This is a genomic window from Achromobacter animicus, assembly GCF_040775605.1.
Taxonomy (GTDB): Bacteria; Pseudomonadota; Gammaproteobacteria; order Burkholderiales; family Burkholderiaceae_B; genus Achromobacter; species Achromobacter animicus.
This window is the reverse complement of record NZ_JAYGJK010000001.1, coordinates 1,733,772-1,749,442: the sequence shown is the minus strand read 5'-3', so window position 1 is coordinate 1,749,442 and position 15,671 is coordinate 1,733,772. Positions and strand designations below refer to the sequence as shown.

The 15,671-nt window shown below is 66.5% G+C and carries 15 protein-coding genes; 6 read left to right on the top strand and 9 right to left on the bottom strand.

The features are described 5' to 3' along the window. Positions 1-2 precede the first annotated feature (2 nt). The gene (locus tag AB3147_RS07825) at positions 3-269 is read right to left on the bottom strand and encodes an exodeoxyribonuclease VII small subunit (protein ID WP_056567431.1); all 267 of its coding nucleotides are present in this window, start codon (positions 267-269) and stop codon (positions 3-5) included. A gap of 82 nt (positions 270-351) precedes the next feature. Then, positions 352-1,206 (bottom strand): IclR family transcriptional regulator, encoded by an 855-nt coding sequence (locus tag AB3147_RS07820; RefSeq protein ID WP_367351687.1) that lies wholly within the window; start codon positions 1,204-1,206, stop codon positions 352-354. Between the two features lie 168 nt (positions 1,207-1,374). Here AB3147_RS07820 and AB3147_RS07815 point away from each other — a divergent pair, with 168 nt between their 5' ends. The 3 genes from AB3147_RS07815 to AB3147_RS07805 all read left to right on the top strand — a co-directional run bounded on the left by AB3147_RS07815 (position 1,375) and on the right by AB3147_RS07805 (position 5,003). Then, a complete protein-coding gene (locus AB3147_RS07815) occupies positions 1,375-2,343 on the top strand; it encodes a Bug family tripartite tricarboxylate transporter substrate binding protein (protein WP_175124668.1) in 969 nt (322 codons plus the stop codon). Between the two features lie 213 nt (positions 2,344-2,556). Then, entirely contained in the window at positions 2,557-3,567 is a 1,011-nt protein-coding gene (locus AB3147_RS07810; protein WP_175138797.1) for an acyltransferase, read from the top strand. A gap of 290 nt (positions 3,568-3,857) precedes the next feature. After that, positions 3,858-5,003: an aromatic ring-hydroxylating oxygenase subunit alpha gene (locus tag AB3147_RS07805; RefSeq protein WP_175124670.1), complete on the top strand. Its 1,146-nt coding sequence runs from the start codon at positions 3,858-3,860 to the stop codon at positions 5,001-5,003. Between the two features lie 103 nt (positions 5,004-5,106). Here the strand turns inward: AB3147_RS07805 and AB3147_RS07800 are convergent, their stop codons facing one another. The 5 genes from AB3147_RS07800 to AB3147_RS07780 form a co-directional block, all read right to left on the bottom strand. Next, the gene (locus AB3147_RS07800) at positions 5,107-6,237 is read right to left on the bottom strand and encodes a TIGR03364 family FAD-dependent oxidoreductase (protein WP_367351686.1); all 1,131 of its coding nucleotides are present in this window, start codon (positions 6,235-6,237) and stop codon (positions 5,107-5,109) included. Positions 6,238-6,325: 88 nt separating this feature from the next. After that, positions 6,326-7,348 carry a putative 2-aminoethylphosphonate ABC transporter substrate-binding protein gene (locus AB3147_RS07795; RefSeq protein WP_191576595.1) on the bottom strand — a complete coding sequence of 341 codons (1,023 nt, stop codon included), beginning with the start codon at positions 7,346-7,348 and terminating at the stop codon, positions 6,326-6,328. Positions 7,349-7,475: 127 nt separating this feature from the next. Then, positions 7,476-8,306 (bottom strand): phosphonoacetaldehyde hydrolase, encoded by an 831-nt coding sequence (gene phnX, locus AB3147_RS07790; protein ID WP_376784596.1) that lies wholly within the window; start codon positions 8,304-8,306, stop codon positions 7,476-7,478. Between the two features lie 17 nt (positions 8,307-8,323). After that, positions 8,324-10,138: a putative 2-aminoethylphosphonate ABC transporter permease subunit gene (locus AB3147_RS07785; RefSeq protein ID WP_367351685.1), complete on the bottom strand. Its 1,815-nt coding sequence runs from the start codon at positions 10,136-10,138 to the stop codon at positions 8,324-8,326. Continuing rightward, complete coding sequence (locus AB3147_RS07780) at positions 10,116-11,189, bottom strand: putative 2-aminoethylphosphonate ABC transporter ATP-binding protein (RefSeq protein WP_367351684.1); 1,074 nt, start codon at positions 11,187-11,189, stop codon at positions 10,116-10,118. The genes AB3147_RS07785 and AB3147_RS07780 overlap by 23 nt, the downstream gene beginning before the upstream one ends. A 145-nt stretch (positions 11,190-11,334) precedes the next feature. On the opposite strand from AB3147_RS07780, the gene AB3147_RS07775 reads away from it, so the two are divergent. Then, a complete protein-coding gene (locus AB3147_RS07775) occupies positions 11,335-12,198 on the top strand; it encodes a LysR family transcriptional regulator (protein WP_175124675.1) in 864 nt (287 codons plus the stop codon). 52 nt (positions 12,199-12,250) lie between these two features. Then, positions 12,251-12,820: a phosphonate degradation HD-domain oxygenase gene (locus AB3147_RS07770; RefSeq protein ID WP_175124676.1), complete on the top strand. Its 570-nt coding sequence runs from the start codon at positions 12,251-12,253 to the stop codon at positions 12,818-12,820. 55 nt (positions 12,821-12,875) lie between these two features. Here the strand turns inward: AB3147_RS07770 and AB3147_RS07765 are convergent, their stop codons facing one another. Beyond that, on the bottom strand, positions 12,876-13,727 hold the full coding sequence (locus tag AB3147_RS07765; RefSeq protein WP_175124677.1) for a sulfurtransferase: 852 nt from the start codon (positions 13,725-13,727) through the stop codon (positions 12,876-12,878). Positions 13,728-13,764: 37 nt separating this feature from the next. Then, positions 13,765-14,619 carry a DMT family transporter gene (locus AB3147_RS07760; RefSeq protein WP_175124678.1) on the bottom strand — a complete coding sequence of 285 codons (855 nt, stop codon included), beginning with the start codon at positions 14,617-14,619 and terminating at the stop codon, positions 13,765-13,767. Between the two features lie 153 nt (positions 14,620-14,772). On the opposite strand from AB3147_RS07760, the gene htpX reads away from it, so the two are divergent. Beyond that, positions 14,773-15,654 (top strand): protease HtpX, encoded by an 882-nt coding sequence (htpX, locus tag AB3147_RS07755; protein WP_056567464.1) that lies wholly within the window; start codon positions 14,773-14,775, stop codon positions 15,652-15,654. Positions 15,655-15,671 lie beyond the last annotated feature (17 nt).

The following is a 15,671-nucleotide window of genomic DNA, read 5'->3' as shown; positions in this document are numbered from 1 at the left end:
TCTTATTCGTCGTCCAGCGCCGCGGGATCCAGCGGCCGCAGCAGGCCGCCTTCGAGGACCTTGACCTGCTGCTCGGCCTGCGCCAGGCGATCCTGGCACACCCGCGTGAGCGCCACGCCGCGCCGGTAGGCAGCCAGCGATTGCTCGAGCGGCAGCGATCCGTCTTCCATGGCCGCGACCAGTGATTCCAGTTCGGCCAGCGCCGTTTCGAAATCCTGGGGCAAGGGACGATCGTCGTTCTGCGGATCAGCTTGAGTGGGTTTGGCCAAACGGGCCTCCGGGGCACTTGGGGGTGGATTAATCCGTGAATTGTACGAGATAGCCAGGCGCGGCCCGGATGCGTCCCATGCCCTAGGCCTGCGTGCCCGCCAGGCCCGCCACCGCCGCCAGGAGCGCCGGGGCGACGTGATCCCGAAGATGCGAAGCCTCCAGCAAGCTGGCCGGCCCGCCGCAGCTCATGACGAAGACGCCTTCGCCCGTGATGGCCGTGAACGGCACGGCCACGGCATTGATGCCGGATTGCCATTCGCCGATGGCGCAGCAGCAGCCGGCCTGCGCCAGTTCGGCGCGCGCCCGCGCGATGGCCTCGGGCGCCGGCGCCGCCTGGTCCAGGCGCGCGAGGACGGCGTCGCACTCGTCTTCGGGCAGGCTGGCCAGGTACGCACGCCCCATGGCGCTGTCCAGCGTGGCGCGGTAGCCGACGGGCAGGCGCAGGTACAGCGCGGACGAGCCGTGGATCGCTTCGACGTAGGTCATGGCGTCGCCGTCGAAAGCGCCCAGCGCCACCGCGCCGCCGGTCTCGCGCGCCAGATCGGTCATGGACGCCTTGGCCAGTTCGCGCACTTCCAGGCCGGCAAGCAGGCCGAATCCCAGCGCCAGCACGCCGTAGCCGGGCGAGTACTTGCCGGTGTCGGGGTGATAGCGCAGGTAACCCAGTTCCGTCAGCGTGTAGGTGATGCGGCTGATGGTGGGTTTTGGCAGGCCGGTCAGGCGCGCCAGATCCAGGTTGCCCAGCGCAGCCACGCCGTGGCGAAAGCACCGCAGCACATCCAGGCCGCGCGCCAGCGCCGTGATGAAGTCAGGGGAATTGGCGCCCTCGCTCGCGCCAGCGGCCCGTTTGCGGCGGGCAGGCAGGCTCAGTTCAAGCTTCTGGTCCGGCTTGGACGGAGGGAGGGCAATGCGCTTGCCGGCAGAAAACGGTTGCATTTATATACGCTTCGTTTTTATAGTTTATTTCGAAAGACAGAATTAAATTCCATATTCCGGAATTTAAAACATCCAAGGAGACCTGGCAAGCGACGTCGTGAACGATATGCGCGTCAGCCAAGCCAGGCCCGGCGATCCACTCTGACCATGCGACTTCAAGGGGAAAACATGATTCGCAACAGCTTCAAACTGCTCGCCACCCTGGTGCTCAGCGCCGCCGCGCTGGGCGCCCAGGCCGATACGTATCCGTCCCGCCCGATCAAGGTGATCTCGCCCTTCCCGGCGGGCGGCGCCACCGACGTGCTGACGCGCGTCCTGGCCGAGCGGATGGCCAAGAACCTGGGCCAGTCCATGATCGTGGAGAACAAGGCCGGCGCAGGCACGTCGATTGGCGCGGCCTATGTCTCGCGCGAAGCGCCGGACGGCTACACCATCCTCATGGCCACCAACTCGACGCTGGTGACCAACCGCTATCTCTACAAGGAACTGCCCTACGACCCGGACAGCTTCGCCAAGATCGGCATGGTCGGCGTCGGCCCGCTGGTTCTGCTGTCCTCGCCCAAGCGGCCGTTCAACAGCACGCAGGACGTGGTGGCGTACGCCAAGCAGAATCCGGGCAAGCTGACGTTCGCGACCTTCGGCCCGGGCACGTCGTCGCACCTGGCCGGCGAACTCTTCAAGGAACGCGCCGGCATCGACATCCTGCACGTGCCCTTCAAGGGCGCCACGCAGGCCCTGCCCGCCCTGATCAGCGGCGACGTGGACCTGTTCTTCGACATGGTGGCGACCGGCATGCCGCAGGCTGACGCCGGCAAGGTCAAGGTCTTTGCGATCACGAGCCCCACGCGCCTGGCGACCGAGCCCAATGTGAGCACGCTGGCCGAGCAAGGCTATCCCGCGTTCGACATGACCGCGTGGTTCAGCTTCGTGGCCCCCAAGGGCACGCCGGCACCCGTTGTCGAGCGCCTGCAGGCCGCGCTGACCGAAACGCTGAAGGACGAAGCGGTGAAAAAGCGCCTGCTGGACATGGGCATCGACCCGCGTTCGGGCACGGCGGCCGAGCTGGACAAGCAGATCAAGACCGAGCAGCCCATCGTGTCGCAGCTCATCAAACAGGCCAACATCGTCCTGCAGTAAGCCTGCCTTCATGCCGGTTTCGTGACAAAACGTTCGCGGAGTGCCGGCCCGCGACCGGTGTGCCCGCGGCCCTGCCGCGAGCATGCCTTTCCCCCCGACAGCGCCCTCGCGGCCCTGTCGGTTTTTTACGCGCGGTCTAACCCCTGGATACAGAAATCGGCGTCACGTCGCTGCTAAGGTAAGGCGCAGTCGCCGAACCATTCCGGGAGCCCGATGCCTCAGACCGAAGACCGATACGCCCGCCTGGACTCAGCCCGCTGGCTGGCTGCGCTGGCCGTCGTTCTGCTGCACAGCGCCGCACTCATCGTCAGCGATCCCGCCGCCCACGGCCGCGGCGCATGGCTGGCCGCCAATCTGTACGACTCCGCCGCACGCTGGTGCGTGCCCGTCTTCGTGATGGTGAGCGGCGCCCTGCTGCTCGACCCCGACAAGCCCCAGGACGCGCGCCGCTTCTACAGCCGCCGTCTTGCGCGCATCCTGGCCCCGCTGCTGTTCTGGACGCTCTTCTACCTGGCATGGCGCACGGGGCTGGACTGGTGGGACGACGGCCGCATCGATTTTTCGTTCTGGCCGCGCAAGGTCGCGCAGGGCGAGCCTTACTACCACCTCTGGTACCTGTACATGATCGTGGGCCTGTACCTGTTCGCGCCGCTGGTCCGCGTGCTTTATGTGCGCAGCACGCCGAAGGCGCGCGCGCTGTGGGTCGTCGGCATCCTGGGCGTGGCGATTCTTGACGCCCTGTACCGCCGCGCGCTCGGCGCGCCGCATGGCTTTTTCCTGACGTGGTTCCTGCCTTACCTGGGCTACTTCGTCGCCGGCCGTCTGATCTTCGATGGCGAGATGCGCGTTCCGCGCCCGGGCCTGATGCTGGCCGCCACCGTGGCCGCGACCGCATTGGGCGTGACCGTCATGTCCAACGGCCACGTGCTGGACACCTACTTCTACGACTACTTCAGCCTGACGGTGCCGTTCATGTCGCTGGCTGCGTTCCAATGGATCGTGTCCTCGCCGCGATTGCCCAGGCTTGCAGCGCTGGCCCCGTTGACGTTTGGCGTCTATCTCATCCATCCCGTCTTCCTGGATGTCGCGCGCCGCGTCGGGGCTTTTTCGGGCCAGGACCGCGATGCGTGGGTGGTGCCGCTCCTGACGATGATGGTGTTCGCCTTGTCGGCCGCCAGCAGCTGGTTGCTCAGGCGTCATCCGGCCACCCGCCGGCTCGTCTGAAAGACCTACGGAATAAAGGGTTAATCGCGGTTTGCGCGCGGTCAAACCCACCCCGGGATTCACGCGAATGGCCTGCCCTTTTGCCACGGGCGTCGTACAAGCCCTTGGGGTACAATTCACGGCTTATTTGATCGGCCAGACACCGATTTTTCTTCGCGCCAGTACGGATTCAACCAGGCTCGAATTCACGAACAAGGCCCCCGGCAAACACCGCGAGGGACCTGGACTTGAACAAAAGCGCCTGGCAAGGCTCAAACCGTCCTGGCTTTTTTATCCGAGCGGAGGGAATCATGACCGACATCGGTCGGATGGCACATGTCGTGCCAGCTCGCACCCAGCTACCCGTCAGCGCTTATTTTGACGAAGCCCTCTTTGCCCGCGAGCAAGAACTCATTTTCAAGCAATCCTCGCTGTACGTCGGCCACCAGAAATTGGTGCCCGAAATCGGGGATTGGCGTACGTTGGTCCAGGAAAACGGAGGGCGCTCGCTGGTTCGCAACCAGCATGGCGTCGAACTCATCTCAAATGTCTGCCGTCACCGTCAGGCATTGATGCTTGGTGGCGAAGCCGGCAACGTGGCCGGCAACTGCAACACGCACGGCAACTTGAAGGCAACCGGCGGCAACATCGTCTGCCCGCTGCACCGCTGGACGTACAACAACCAAGGCGAGTTGTTGGGCGCGCCGCAGTTCGAAACCACGCCCTGCATGAACCTGCAGAAGTTCCGCCTGCGCGATTGCCACGGGCTGCTCTTCGAAGGCCCGCGCGACCCGGCTGCCGACATGGCGCCGCTGTTCGGGCGCCCCGAGTTCGACTTCGGCGACTACGTGCTGGACCACGTTGAAGTGCATCAGTGCAACTACAACTGGAAGACCTTCATCGAGGTCTACCTCGAGGACTACCACGTCGGCCCGTTCCATCCCGGACTGGGGCGCTTCGTCACGTGCGACGACCTGACCTGGGAGTTCAACGACTGGTACAGCCTGCAGAAGGTGGGCGTGCACAACGCGCTGGCGCAGCCGGGTTCGGACGTGTACAAGCAGTGGCACGACCGCCTGCTGTCGTTCCGCGAAGGCGACGCCCCCGACTTCGGCGCCGTGTGGGTCACGTACTTCCCGACCCACATGATCGAGCTCTATCCGCACGTGCTGGTGCTGTCCACGCTGTACCCGAAGGGCCCGCAGGAAACGGTCAACGTGGTCGAGTTCTACTACCCCGAGGAAATCGCTGCGTTTGAGCGCGAGTTCGTCGAGGCGCAGCGCGCGGCCTACATGGAAACGGCCATCGAGGACGACGAGATCGCCGAACGCATGGATGCCGGCCGCAAGGCGTTGATGCTGCGCGGCGTGAACGAGACCGGTCCCTACCAGTCGCCCATGGAAGACGGCATGCAGCACTTCCACGAGTGGTACCGCCGCATCATGCAGTCGGTGTAGTCCCCACCGCCTCAGCCCGCATGACAAAGGGCCTTGCGACATCCTTTACGGATCGCAAGGCCCTTTTTTCGTCCAGCGGCGTTGTGCGGTTCAGCGTCCGAGTTTAACGTCCAATAACGCCCGCCACCGTCCTTTCGCCGATCGCCAACCCCACCGTCATGCCGACGCCAGAGTGCATGACCGCCACCGTGGTGGCCGCGTCCACCGGAATCACGGAAAACGGCGCCGGTCCGTGCGCGCCGTAGACGCCTTGCCACCGCTCGACCACGCGCAGCCGCGCACCCAGCGCCTGCGAGGCCAGATCCAGCATGGCGTTGTCGACGGCTTCGTCGTTGAATGGCAATGCGTCCTGCCCGTACTGGTGCGAGTCGCCGATGATCAGTTCGCCGTACGGCGTGGGACTGATCAGCAGGTGGATGCCGTTTTCCAGCAGCATCGGCGTACGCGCCTGGATCACGCCGCGCAGCGTCTGCGCCGTCGGCAGGTCCGAGAACGCGCCGTAATGCACGCAGGACAGGCCGGTGAGCAGCGGCCGGTCCAGCGCGATGGGCGGGCCGTCGAACACCGCACGCAGCATCTGCAGGCGCGTGACCTCCAGGTTCAGCGGCGCGAACTGTTCGGGCAACAGGGTCAGGTAATCGTGGCCGGGACACACGAACACATGCGACGCCTTGAAGTCGCCCGCCGAGGTGCTGACTTCGCCGTTCTCCACGGCGCGCGCCAGGGTTCCCGTGATGAAGTCGATCCCCAGCGAGGACTGCAGATAGTGCGTGATGGCCGGCAGCGCCTCGCGCGAATAGATCTGCAGGTCATCGTGGCCGCGCAGCGCCAGGCAGTGGTGGGCCAGCTGGCCGTTGTACAGCGCCCCCACCTCGCGAGCCGACAGCAGGTCGGCACGGTACCCTTCCTGCCGCAGCCGCATGTCCGCGAATTCCCGCAACACGTCGGCCTCGTCGGCATTGCGCGCCAGCACCAGCGCGCCATTGGCACGCACATGAAAACCCGCCTTGTCCGCCAGATCGAGCCACAGCTCGCGGGACTGCTGCGCGTGCGACAGCATCGTGCCGGGCGCCTGGCCCGTCACGATGACCTGGCCGAAGTTGCGGATCGTCGCGCCGTGCGCCTGGCGGCTGCGCTCAATGACGGCCACGGACAGGCCGCGCTTGGCGGCGGCCCAGGCATGCGCGATGCCGAGCATGCCCGCGCCCACCACGATTACGTCGTAAGTCTTCATTTTTGAACTACTGCGAGAGGAATGTCGGGGAGACCCCCGCGGGTCTCCCGATGCGCGGCGGCGCGCTGCCGCCGCGGTGGGTCAGGGATTACTTCTTCTTCGGCTCGGACTTGCCGTCGTAGCGCTTCGTCCACTCGGCAATGATGCGGTCGCGGTTCGTTGCGGCCCACGTGAAGTCGTTCTTGATCATGCGCGAGGTCAGATCGGCCGGCAGGTTGGGATTGGCGGTCGCAATCGACGGGATCGCCAGCACTGCGAAGTTGGCCTTGTACAGCTCGTTGGCTTCGCGGCTTGCCGAGAAGTCAGCCAGCTTGCGGGCGGCGTCGAGGTTCTTGGTGCCTTTCATGATGGCGGTGGCTTCGACCTCCCAGCCCAGGCCTTCCGACGGGAACACGGCTTCGACCGGCGCGCCGTCGGCCTTCAGCTTGGCGGCGCGGTAGTCGAACGAGATGCCGATCGGGAATTCGCCGGCGGCAGCCATGTTGCACGGCTTGGAACCCGAGTGCGTGTACGAGCCGATGTTCTTGTGCAGCGCGTCCATGTAGGCCCAGCCCTTTTCTTCACCGAAGATCTGCAGCCAGGCGCTGACGTCCAGGAAGCCCGTGCCGGACGAGGCCGGGTTCGGCATGACGATCTTGCCGGCGTACACCGGCTTGGTCAGGTCCTGCCACGACGTGGGCTTGGGCAGCTTCTGCTTTTCGGCTTCGATCGTGTTGAAGCAGATGGCGGCGGCGTAGCCGTCCATGCCGACCCAGGCCGGTTCGGCCTTGGCGTCGCGCATGTTGGCGGCGATCTGGTCCAGGCCCTTCGGGGCGTAGGGCTGCAGCATGCCTTCCTTGTCCATCAGGCCCAGCGCCGTGCCGGCCAGACCCCAGATCACGTCGGCCTTGGGGTTGTTCTTTTCGGCCAGCAGCTTGGCGGCGATGATGCCGGTGGAGTCGCGCACCCACTGGATCTTGATGTCGGGGTTGGCCTTTTCGAAGGCGGCCTGATAGGCCTTGATCTGGTCGGCTTCCAGCGCCGTGTAGACGGTCAGCGTGGTCTCGGCCGAGGCGGCGCCCATCACGCCCGTCAGGGCGGCGGCCAGTGCAAGCAGCTTGTAGCGATTCATGAACAACTCCGTGAGTGAGCGGAAAAGCAGGGTGAACGAGGTCCCCACGGCCGGCGGCTGCCGGCTGCGGATCGTGGTGAGTCAAAGGTCTATGGATGGCCCGGGACGCCGGGCGGCAGCGTCTAGTTCAGGGACGGTCGCCTCGCGACAGTCGGGCTTCGATGTCGTCGACCACGGCCGGCAGGTCGGCCACCGTGTCGATCAGGTAGTGCGGACCGGCCGGATTCAGTTCCGCGCGAGCAGCATCGCGTGCCGCGTCGCGGGCGGGTTCGGAAAGGCCCTTGTATTCGTCCAGCGTCAGGCCCGCGGCGTTGCCGGACAGCAGCAGCCCCACGGTCCACATGCCGGCGCGGCGGCCCTCTTCGATGCCGGGCGCGGTGTCGTCGACCTTGATGCAGCCGGCCACATCGGACAGCCCCAGTTCCACTACATTCTTCAAGGCCATGGCGGGCGCGGGACGCGCACGCGGCACTTCGTCGCTGGCGACGATGCAGTCGGGCGTCAGGTCCTCGGTGGCGGCGCGTTCGACCACGCGGCCCATCACGCTGGCGGGATAGCCGGAGCACGATCCGATCTTCAGTCCGCGCGCGCGCAAGGCGCGCATCACGTCCGCGGCGCCCGGAATGGCGGCCGAGTACTGCGCCACTTTTTCCAGCTGCATCGGCAGAAAACGCTCGTAGATGGCGGTGACGTCGTCGTCGCTCGGCAAGCGGCCGAAGCGGGCCTGGTACTGGCTGGCAATGGCGGGCTGGTCGCACAGCGTGCGGATGTGATCCCACTTGCCCATGCCCATCGGGCCGCGCGCTTCTTTCAGCGACACGTCCATGCCGAACTGCGCAAACGCATCCACGAACACCTTGGTGGGGGCAAAGGAACCGAAGTCGACCAGCGTGCCGGCCCAGTCGAAGATCACCGCCTCTAGGCGGACGGGCAAAGGTTGAGCAGTCATGAAAGTCATCCTGGAAAAATGATCGGTCAGCGGGACGCCGGGCGCCGCCAGGCCTGGGTGCGCGCCACCAGGGCGCGGCTCGCCAGGTGCAGGACCAGCGCGGCGACGGCGGAACTGGCCATGATGACCGTGCACATGGCGGCGGCCGGGCCGATGAAGCCGGCGTCGTCCATGTTCAGCACGGCAACGGCGGCCAGCACCGTGGACGGGCTGTACAGAAACACCACCGCCGACACGGTCGTCATGGCGGACACGAACAGGTAGCGGGCCACGTCTAGCGCCGCGGGCAGGCACATCGGCAGCGTCACGCGCAAAAAGGTCGTCAGGCGCGGCACCTTCAGCGATGCGGAGGCGGCCTCGAACTCCGGGTCCAGCGCATTGAGCGCGGTGGCGGCCGTCAGGTGGGCGCTGGTATAGAAGTGCACCACCGTGCACAGCACGAGCAGCGGCATCGTGCCGTACAGCACGTTCAGCGGGTTCGACACGCTGTTGAAGAAGAAGATGTAGCCCAGACCCAGCACCAGCCCCGGCACCGCCATCGGCATCAGCGCCAGCATGCCGGCCGTGCCGCGCAGGCCGCGCGCCATCGTGCTGCGGGCCGGCACCTTCTCCATCATCCACGCGCCGACAAAGACCACCAAAGTTCCGACGAGCGCGGTGCAGAACGCGAGTTGCAGGCTGTTGCGCCAGGCGAGCCAGCCGCCGCCGTCCATATTGTCGAAGTCGTACGAACGCAGCGACATCGACAGGTTGTACGGCCACATCTTCACGAACGAGGCCCAGACCGCCACGCCGATGATCAGCAGCAAGAAGGCCGCCATCACGCCCGCCAGCGCCAGGAACGCCGCGTCGCGCCGGCCGTTCACGCCGGCCGCGTAAGGCTGCGCGCGGCCGCTCATCTGGGCGCCCTGACGGGCACGCAAGCGGCGGTCCAGCACGAAGGTCAGCAGCGCCGGCAGCAGGAGCAGGATGCCAATCGCCGCCCCCTTCGGAAAATTCTGCTGTCCCACCACCGCCTTGTAGGCTTCCATCGCCAGCACGTTGTAATCGCCGCCCACCACCTTGGGCACGCCGAAGTCCGTGACGGTCAGCGTGAACACCACGCAGCAGGCCGAGAACACCGCATAGCGCGTGCCGGGCAGCGTGACCGTCATGAAGGTGCGCCACGGCCCCGCGCCCATGGCGCGTGCGGCGTCATACAGGCGCCCATCTGCCAGCGCCAGGCCGGTCAGCAAAATCATGAGCGCATGCGGAAACGTGTAGAAGGCCTCGCCGACGACGATGCCCCAGAAGCCGTAGATGGTGGCGCCGCCGGTCAGGCCCTTGAGCAGGCCCTGATTGCCAAGCAGGTAGACCAGCGCGATGCCGGGCAGCAGCGACGGCGCCAGCAGCGGCAGCAGCGCGATCGTGCGCAGCAGACCCTTGCCCGGCAGGCGGGTGCGGGTGAGGCCATAGGCAAAACCGTACGCGCACGGCACCACCAGCAGGGTCGTCACGACGCCCACGGCCAGGCTGCGCCCGACCATGTCCATGAAGCCGTCGGCGCCGATGATGCTGGTGATGACCGACACACCCGCCCAGCCGCCGTCGGTGTCCGTCACGGATTTGAGCAGGATCGCCGCCAACGGCAACGCCAGGAATATCAGAAGGCCGAGCGCCAGGCCGCCCTGCCCCAGCGCCAGACCCAGCGCGCCGATCCAGGCGGGCAACGGGCGGCGTCCCAAGGCGGGCAGCGGCGCGGCGGCGGATGTGGGGATCGCGGGCGCGGCGGAAACCGCGGCGGGCTGGCCAATGGCGCGGGAATTGTTCACGGCCGGATCAAGCGTAGGCGCGTATCGCATGGCGCGGCAGCTCCACCCAGCAGCGGCCGGCAGCGTGAGCGCCCAACAGGGCGTCTCCGGTTTCAGGGGACACGATGGAATGGACCGTCGCGCCGGGCACGCCTTCCAGGCGCAGGGCGAGGCGATAACTGCGACCCAGGAACACGCCATCCAGGACGTCGGCCAGCATGGCGTTCGGCGCTTCCGGCTTGGCCATGGAAACGCGCACGGCCTCGGGCCGCACGAAAAGCTTGCCCGAGCCAGCGTCCAGCGCGGCGTCCACCGCCAGCTCCTGGCGGCCCACGCGGGCGCGGTGGGTGTCGATGCGTTCAAACGGCAGCCAGTTGGCCTCGCCCACGAAATCGGCGATGAAGGCCGATCCCGGCTGACGATACAGTTCGCGCGGCGTGCCGTACTGTTCGATGACGCCGCCGTTCATCACGGCGATGCGGTCGGCCATCACCATGGCCTCTTCCTGGTCATGCGTCACCATGAGCGTGGTGATGGACAGGCGCTTTTGCAGCGCACGAAGTTCGATGCGCAGGTGTTCACGCACCCGCGCATCCAGCGCGGACATGGGTTCGTCCAGCAACAGCAGGGACGGCGACGGCGCCAACGCGCGCGCCAGCGCCACGCGCTGCTGCTGGCCGCCCGATATCTGGCCGGGGTATTTGTGCGACGCGCCCGCCAGACCCACCAGCGTCAGCATTTCCTCGACGCGGCTGGCGACGTGGCTGCGGTGGGCGCGCTTGCCGCTCAAGCCGTAAGCCACGTTCTGGGCCACGGTCAGGTTCGGAAACAGCGCATACGACTGGAACAGGATCCCGTAGTCACGCGCCTGCGGCTCGGCATGGGAGATGTCGCGGCCCGACAGCACGATGGTGCCGCTGTCCTGGCGCTCCAGCCCGGCAATCGCGCGCAGCAGCGTCGTCTTGCCGCAACCCGACGGCCCCAGCAGACACACCAGCTCTCCGGCGCGGATATCCAGCGACACATCGGCCAGCGCCGTGTGGGTGCCGAATCGCTTGACGAGATTCTGCACGGAGAGAAAGGCGGTATCGCGTTGGGGCATGAGGCCTCCGGTCTGGGAACGAAGGCAGTATGGAATCGGCGTATTGAGCGTTTATGACACTTCGCGCAAATGCAGTAATAAAAACATCAAATTATTTTGGTGTACTGGCGGTCTTGCGCATTGCGTCCAATCCTCGCCCCCGATCGTGCTCGTCGCCGAACTCAAATCCTTCTATGCCGTGGCCCGCTGCGGAACCGTCACCAAGGCCGCCGCCCAGCTGGGCGTGAGCCAGCCCACGGTGACCGGGCAGTTGCGTCAGCTCGAATCGCGCTACGGCATCGAACTGTTCCACCGGCAGGGGCGCGGCATGCGGCTGTCGGACGCCGGGCAGAACCTGATGCCGATGGTCGAGAAGCTGGTGCAGCAGGAGACCGAGATCGACTTCCGGCTGCGCGACGCGAGCGATCTGCGCGAGGGCAACCTGCGCATCGGCGCGACCGGCCCGTACTACATCATGGACACCGTGCGGCGCTACAACCAGCGCTATCCCGGCATCGACCTGACCGTCACGATCGGCAATTCGCAGTCGATGCTCCGGGCGCTGCAGGATTATCGCATCGAGATTGCCACGTCTTCCTTTCTGATGGATGACAAGCATCTGTACCGGCGCAAGATCGCCGCGGACCCGATCCGCGTGGTGGTGCACCGGACACATCCGCTGGCCCGGCGCGGGCAGGTGCGCCTTGCCGATCTGGCGGACTATGCGCTGCTGCTGCGCGAGCCGGGTTCCATGACGCGCCACCTGACTGAAGAGGCGCTGCAAGCCGCCGGCGTCACCGTGCGCCGCACCCTGGAGATTGGCAGCCGCGAGTCGATCCGCCAAGCCATCCTATGCGAACTGGGCATCAGCCTGATCCCGTCGCGCGAAATCCCGTCCCACCCCGATCTGGCGGCCCTCGACATCGAAGACGCCGGCATCGTGATGAATGAGTACCTGTACTGCCTGCGCGAGCGCCAACCGGTGCAGCTTATCGCGCGCTTTCTGGAGATGGCGCCGGCAGCCGGCTGACCGTTGCGGTCACTGCCCGCCTCTTCCCCTTGCGGCCACTCAGGAGACAACCATGGCCTTGACCCTGCAGGATATCGAACAGCTTTTCCTGGAACGCGGGCACCGTTCCTATCATGGCGAATCCGTCAGCCATCTGCGGCACGCGCTGCAGACGGCGACGCTGGCCGAACAGAACGGCGCCAACGCCCATCTCATCACGGCGTGCCTGCTGCATGACCTGGGCCACCTGATCGCCGACCGGCCCGGCACGCCGACGCTGCGCGGCATCGACGACAAGCATCAGTATTTTGTGCTGCCCTTCCTGCGCGGCTTGTTCAGCGCCGCCGTGCTGGATCCCATCCGCCTGCACGTCGAGGCCAAGCGCTACCTCTGCTATGTCGAGCCGCAGTACGAAGCGAGGCTGTCCGAGGATTCCCGCCGCAGCCTGGCACTGCAGGGCGGCAGTTTCGACGCCGGCCAGGCGGTGGACTTCGCCAGCATGCCTGGCGCGCCCGACGCAATCCGCCTGCGGCGGTGGGACGACATGGCCAAGGTGCCGGGGCTGGCGACGCCGCCGCTCGATCACTTCCTGGAAATCGCCGAAAGCGTGTCCGGACGCGTCAAGCTGGCCGCGGTCTGGTAACTGCCCGCCCGCGACTATGAAAAAAGCCAGGGTGTACGCCCTGGCTTTTTGTCGTTCATTCGCCCTTGGCCACCGGCCGGGCGGGGTCGCTGCACCATTCGCTCCAGGAACCCGGATACAGGCGGGAACCGGACAGGCCGGCGATTTCCATCGACAGCAGGTTGTGGCAGGCGGTGATGCCCGAGCCGCACTGGTGGACGATGGACGCCGGATCGCGCCCCGCCAGAAGCGCCCCGAATTCCGCGCGCAGCGCGTCGGCTGACTTGAAGCGGCCGTCCGGCTGCAGATTTTCGCCGTTCGGGCGGTTCAACGCGCCGGGGATATGGCCGGCCACCGGATCCATCGGTTCCACTTCGCCGCGATAGCGATTGGCGGCGCGCGCGTCGATCACGGTGAAGGCCGGCTGGGCGATGTTGGCCAGCACCGTCTGGGCGTCCACCGTGCCGGCCAGCGGCGCGCCTGGCTCGACCGGCTTGCCCGGCTGCACGGCGGGCGCCGCGTCGTGGCTGACGGGCAGGCCAGCGGCCGTCCAGGCTTGCCATCCGCCGTCCAGCACGGCGACCTGGTCATGGCCCAGCCACCGCAGCATCCACCACAGGTGCGCCGCATACATGCCGCCGCTGGCGTCGTACGCCACGACCAGCGTGCTGGGAGTCACGCCGTGGGCGGCCATCAGCGCGCCGAACTGGGCGCGGTCCGGCAGCGGATGGCGGCCGTTCTTGCCCGTCTTCGCGGCGGCCAACTCGGTTTCATGATCCAGGTAGCGGGCGCCGGGAATGTGGCCCGCGTCGTAGGCCTGGCGGCCCGCCGCGTGGTTGGTCAAATCGTGGCGCACGTCGAACACGCGCACGTCGGGCGTATCCAAACGCGCGGCCAGGTCAGCGGCGGAGATCAGGGTCGTCGTCATGCGAGGGGGCTCCTGTGGAATTCGGCGGATGCTGGGTTCAGACCGGCTTGGGATCGCGCATGGTGCGCCACACCGACAGCAGGCCCGCGAAGATGATGAGGCCCATGCCGGCCCAGGCCACGACGTCCAGATGGTCGCCCCAGAAGCCCATGCCGATCAGCGCCGCAAAAATGATGGTGCTGTACTGCAGGGCGGCGGTCAGCAGCGCCGACCCCATGCCGAACGCCCGGGTCATGGCCAACTGGCCAAACAGCCCCGCGACGCCCACGCCCAGCAGCGAAAGATAACCGGTCCAGTCCGCATAGCCCCAGCCTTCAAACGCCAGTCCGGCGCCGCTGGACGCACACACCGCGACCGAGAAGAACAGCACCGTGCGCCATTCGGGTTCGCCGATGCGGCCCAGCTGGCGGATCTGCATCATCGCGATGGCGGACATGGCGCCCGCCCCCATGCCGAGCAGGGCGGCAAGCCACTGGTCTTCGTTGATGCTGGGCCGCAGCACGGCAATCACGCCCATGAACCCCAGCGCCACGGCCAGGATCCGCACCGGATCACGCTGCGCCCCGCCCCACCCCAGCATCCAACAGGCGATGAACAGCGGCGCCGTGTAGTTCAGGCTGGTGGCCGTGGCCAGCGGCAGATGGGAGATGGCAAAAAAGCCCAGCCACATCGACGTGACGCCGGACAGATTGCGCCAGATGTGCAGCTTCCAGCTCGTGGGAATGATCGACTGGCGGCCGGCGCGCGCCCAGATCAGCAACAGGATCACCGACGGCAGGCCGCGAAAGAGCACGACCTGCGGCAGCGACGCGCCGTGTTCGGTGCCGAGCTTCACGAACGACCCCATGATGGCGAACATGGCGGACGCCACCAACATCCAAAGTGCCTGCATGCGGGTCTACGCTAAGGGAAAAGGGGGGAAGGAATAAGGGAAAGCGATACTATACTCTCCGTCACCCGGAGCGGAGCCGGCGAGTCGGGGAACTGGCGAGGCCCCGCGATGTCGAAATCCGGGTATTTGCCGCTCGCAGAGGAATAAAAAAACATGAAACGCATTGTTCTGTTCGTCATCACCAACCTGGCCGTCATGCTCGTGCTGTCGGCCACGCTGCGCATCCTGGGCGTGGACCGTGTCATCACGGCCAACGGGATCAACTTCAACGCGCTCCTGATCTTCTCGGTCGTGGTCGGCTTCACCGGCGCCATCATCTCGCTCCTCATGAGCAAGCCGATGGCCAAGTGGAGCACCGGCGCGCAGGTGCTGGACCCCAACGCGCCCCGCAACCAGCGCGAAGCCTGGCTGGTCGACACGGTCCACCAACTGGCCGACCGCGCCGGCATCGGCCGCCCCGAAGTCGCCATCTACGAAGGCGCCCCCAACGCGTTTGCCACCGGCGCGTTCAAGAACGACTCGCTGGTCGCCGTGTCGACGGGCCTCCTGGAAAGCATGTCCGAAGAGGAAGTCGCAGCCGTGCTGGCGCACGAAGTCGCGCACATCGCCAACGGCGACATGGTCACCCTGACCCTGATCCAGGGCGTGGTGAACACCTTCGTCATCTTCCTGGCGCGCGTGGTCGGCTACTTCATCGACCGCGTCGTGTTCAAGAACGAACGCGGCATCGGCCCGGGCTACTTCGTCACGGTGCTGGTCTGTGAAATCATCTTCGGCGTCCTGGCCTCGATCATCGTGGCCTGGTTCTCGCGCCAGCGCGAGTACCGCGCCGACGCCGGCTCGGCCCACCTGATGGGCGCCCGCGAACCGATGATCCGCGCCCTTGCCCGCCTGGGCGGCCTGGAACCGGGCGAACTGCCCAAGTCCTTCGAAGCGTCCGGCATCACCGGCAAGGGCGGCCTGGCAGCCATGTTCGCCTCGCACCCGCCGATCCCGGCCCGCATCGCCGCGCTGCAGAATGCGCGCGTGATCTGACCGGCCCCGGCCCTTGG

Coding starts and splice junctions, on each gene's coding strand:
- AB3147_RS07820 (WP_367351687.1), bottom strand. CDS start 1,206: ATGCAACCGTTTTCTGCCGGCAAGCGCATTGCCCTCCCTCCGTCCAAG.
- AB3147_RS07815 (WP_175124668.1), top strand. CDS start 1,375: ATGATTCGCAACAGCTTCAAACTGCTCGCCACCCTGGTGCTCAGCGCC.
- AB3147_RS07810 (WP_175138797.1), top strand. CDS start 2,557: ATGCCTCAGACCGAAGACCGATACGCCCGCCTGGACTCAGCCCGCTGG.
- AB3147_RS07805 (WP_175124670.1), top strand. CDS start 3,858: ATGACCGACATCGGTCGGATGGCACATGTCGTGCCAGCTCGCACCCAG.
- AB3147_RS07800 (WP_367351686.1), bottom strand. CDS start 6,237: ATGAAGACTTACGACGTAATCGTGGTGGGCGCGGGCATGCTCGGCATC.
- AB3147_RS07795 (WP_191576595.1), bottom strand. CDS start 7,348: ATGAATCGCTACAAGCTGCTTGCACTGGCCGCCGCCCTGACGGGCGTG.
- phnX (WP_376784596.1), bottom strand. CDS start 8,306: ATGACTTTCATGACTGCTCAACCTTTGCCCGTCCGCCTAGAGGCGGTG.
- AB3147_RS07785 (WP_367351685.1), bottom strand. CDS start 10,138: ATGCGATACGCGCCTACGCTTGATCCGGCCGTGAACAATTCCCGCGCC.
- AB3147_RS07780 (WP_367351684.1), bottom strand. CDS start 11,189: ATGCCCCAACGCGATACCGCCTTTCTCTCCGTGCAGAATCTCGTCAAG.
- AB3147_RS07770 (WP_175124676.1), top strand. CDS start 12,251: ATGGCCTTGACCCTGCAGGATATCGAACAGCTTTTCCTGGAACGCGGG.
- AB3147_RS07765 (WP_175124677.1), bottom strand. CDS start 13,727: ATGACGACGACCCTGATCTCCGCCGCTGACCTGGCCGCGCGTTTGGAT.
- AB3147_RS07760 (WP_175124678.1), bottom strand. CDS start 14,619: ATGCAGGCACTTTGGATGTTGGTGGCGTCCGCCATGTTCGCCATCATG.
- htpX (WP_056567464.1), top strand. CDS start 14,773: ATGAAACGCATTGTTCTGTTCGTCATCACCAACCTGGCCGTCATGCTC.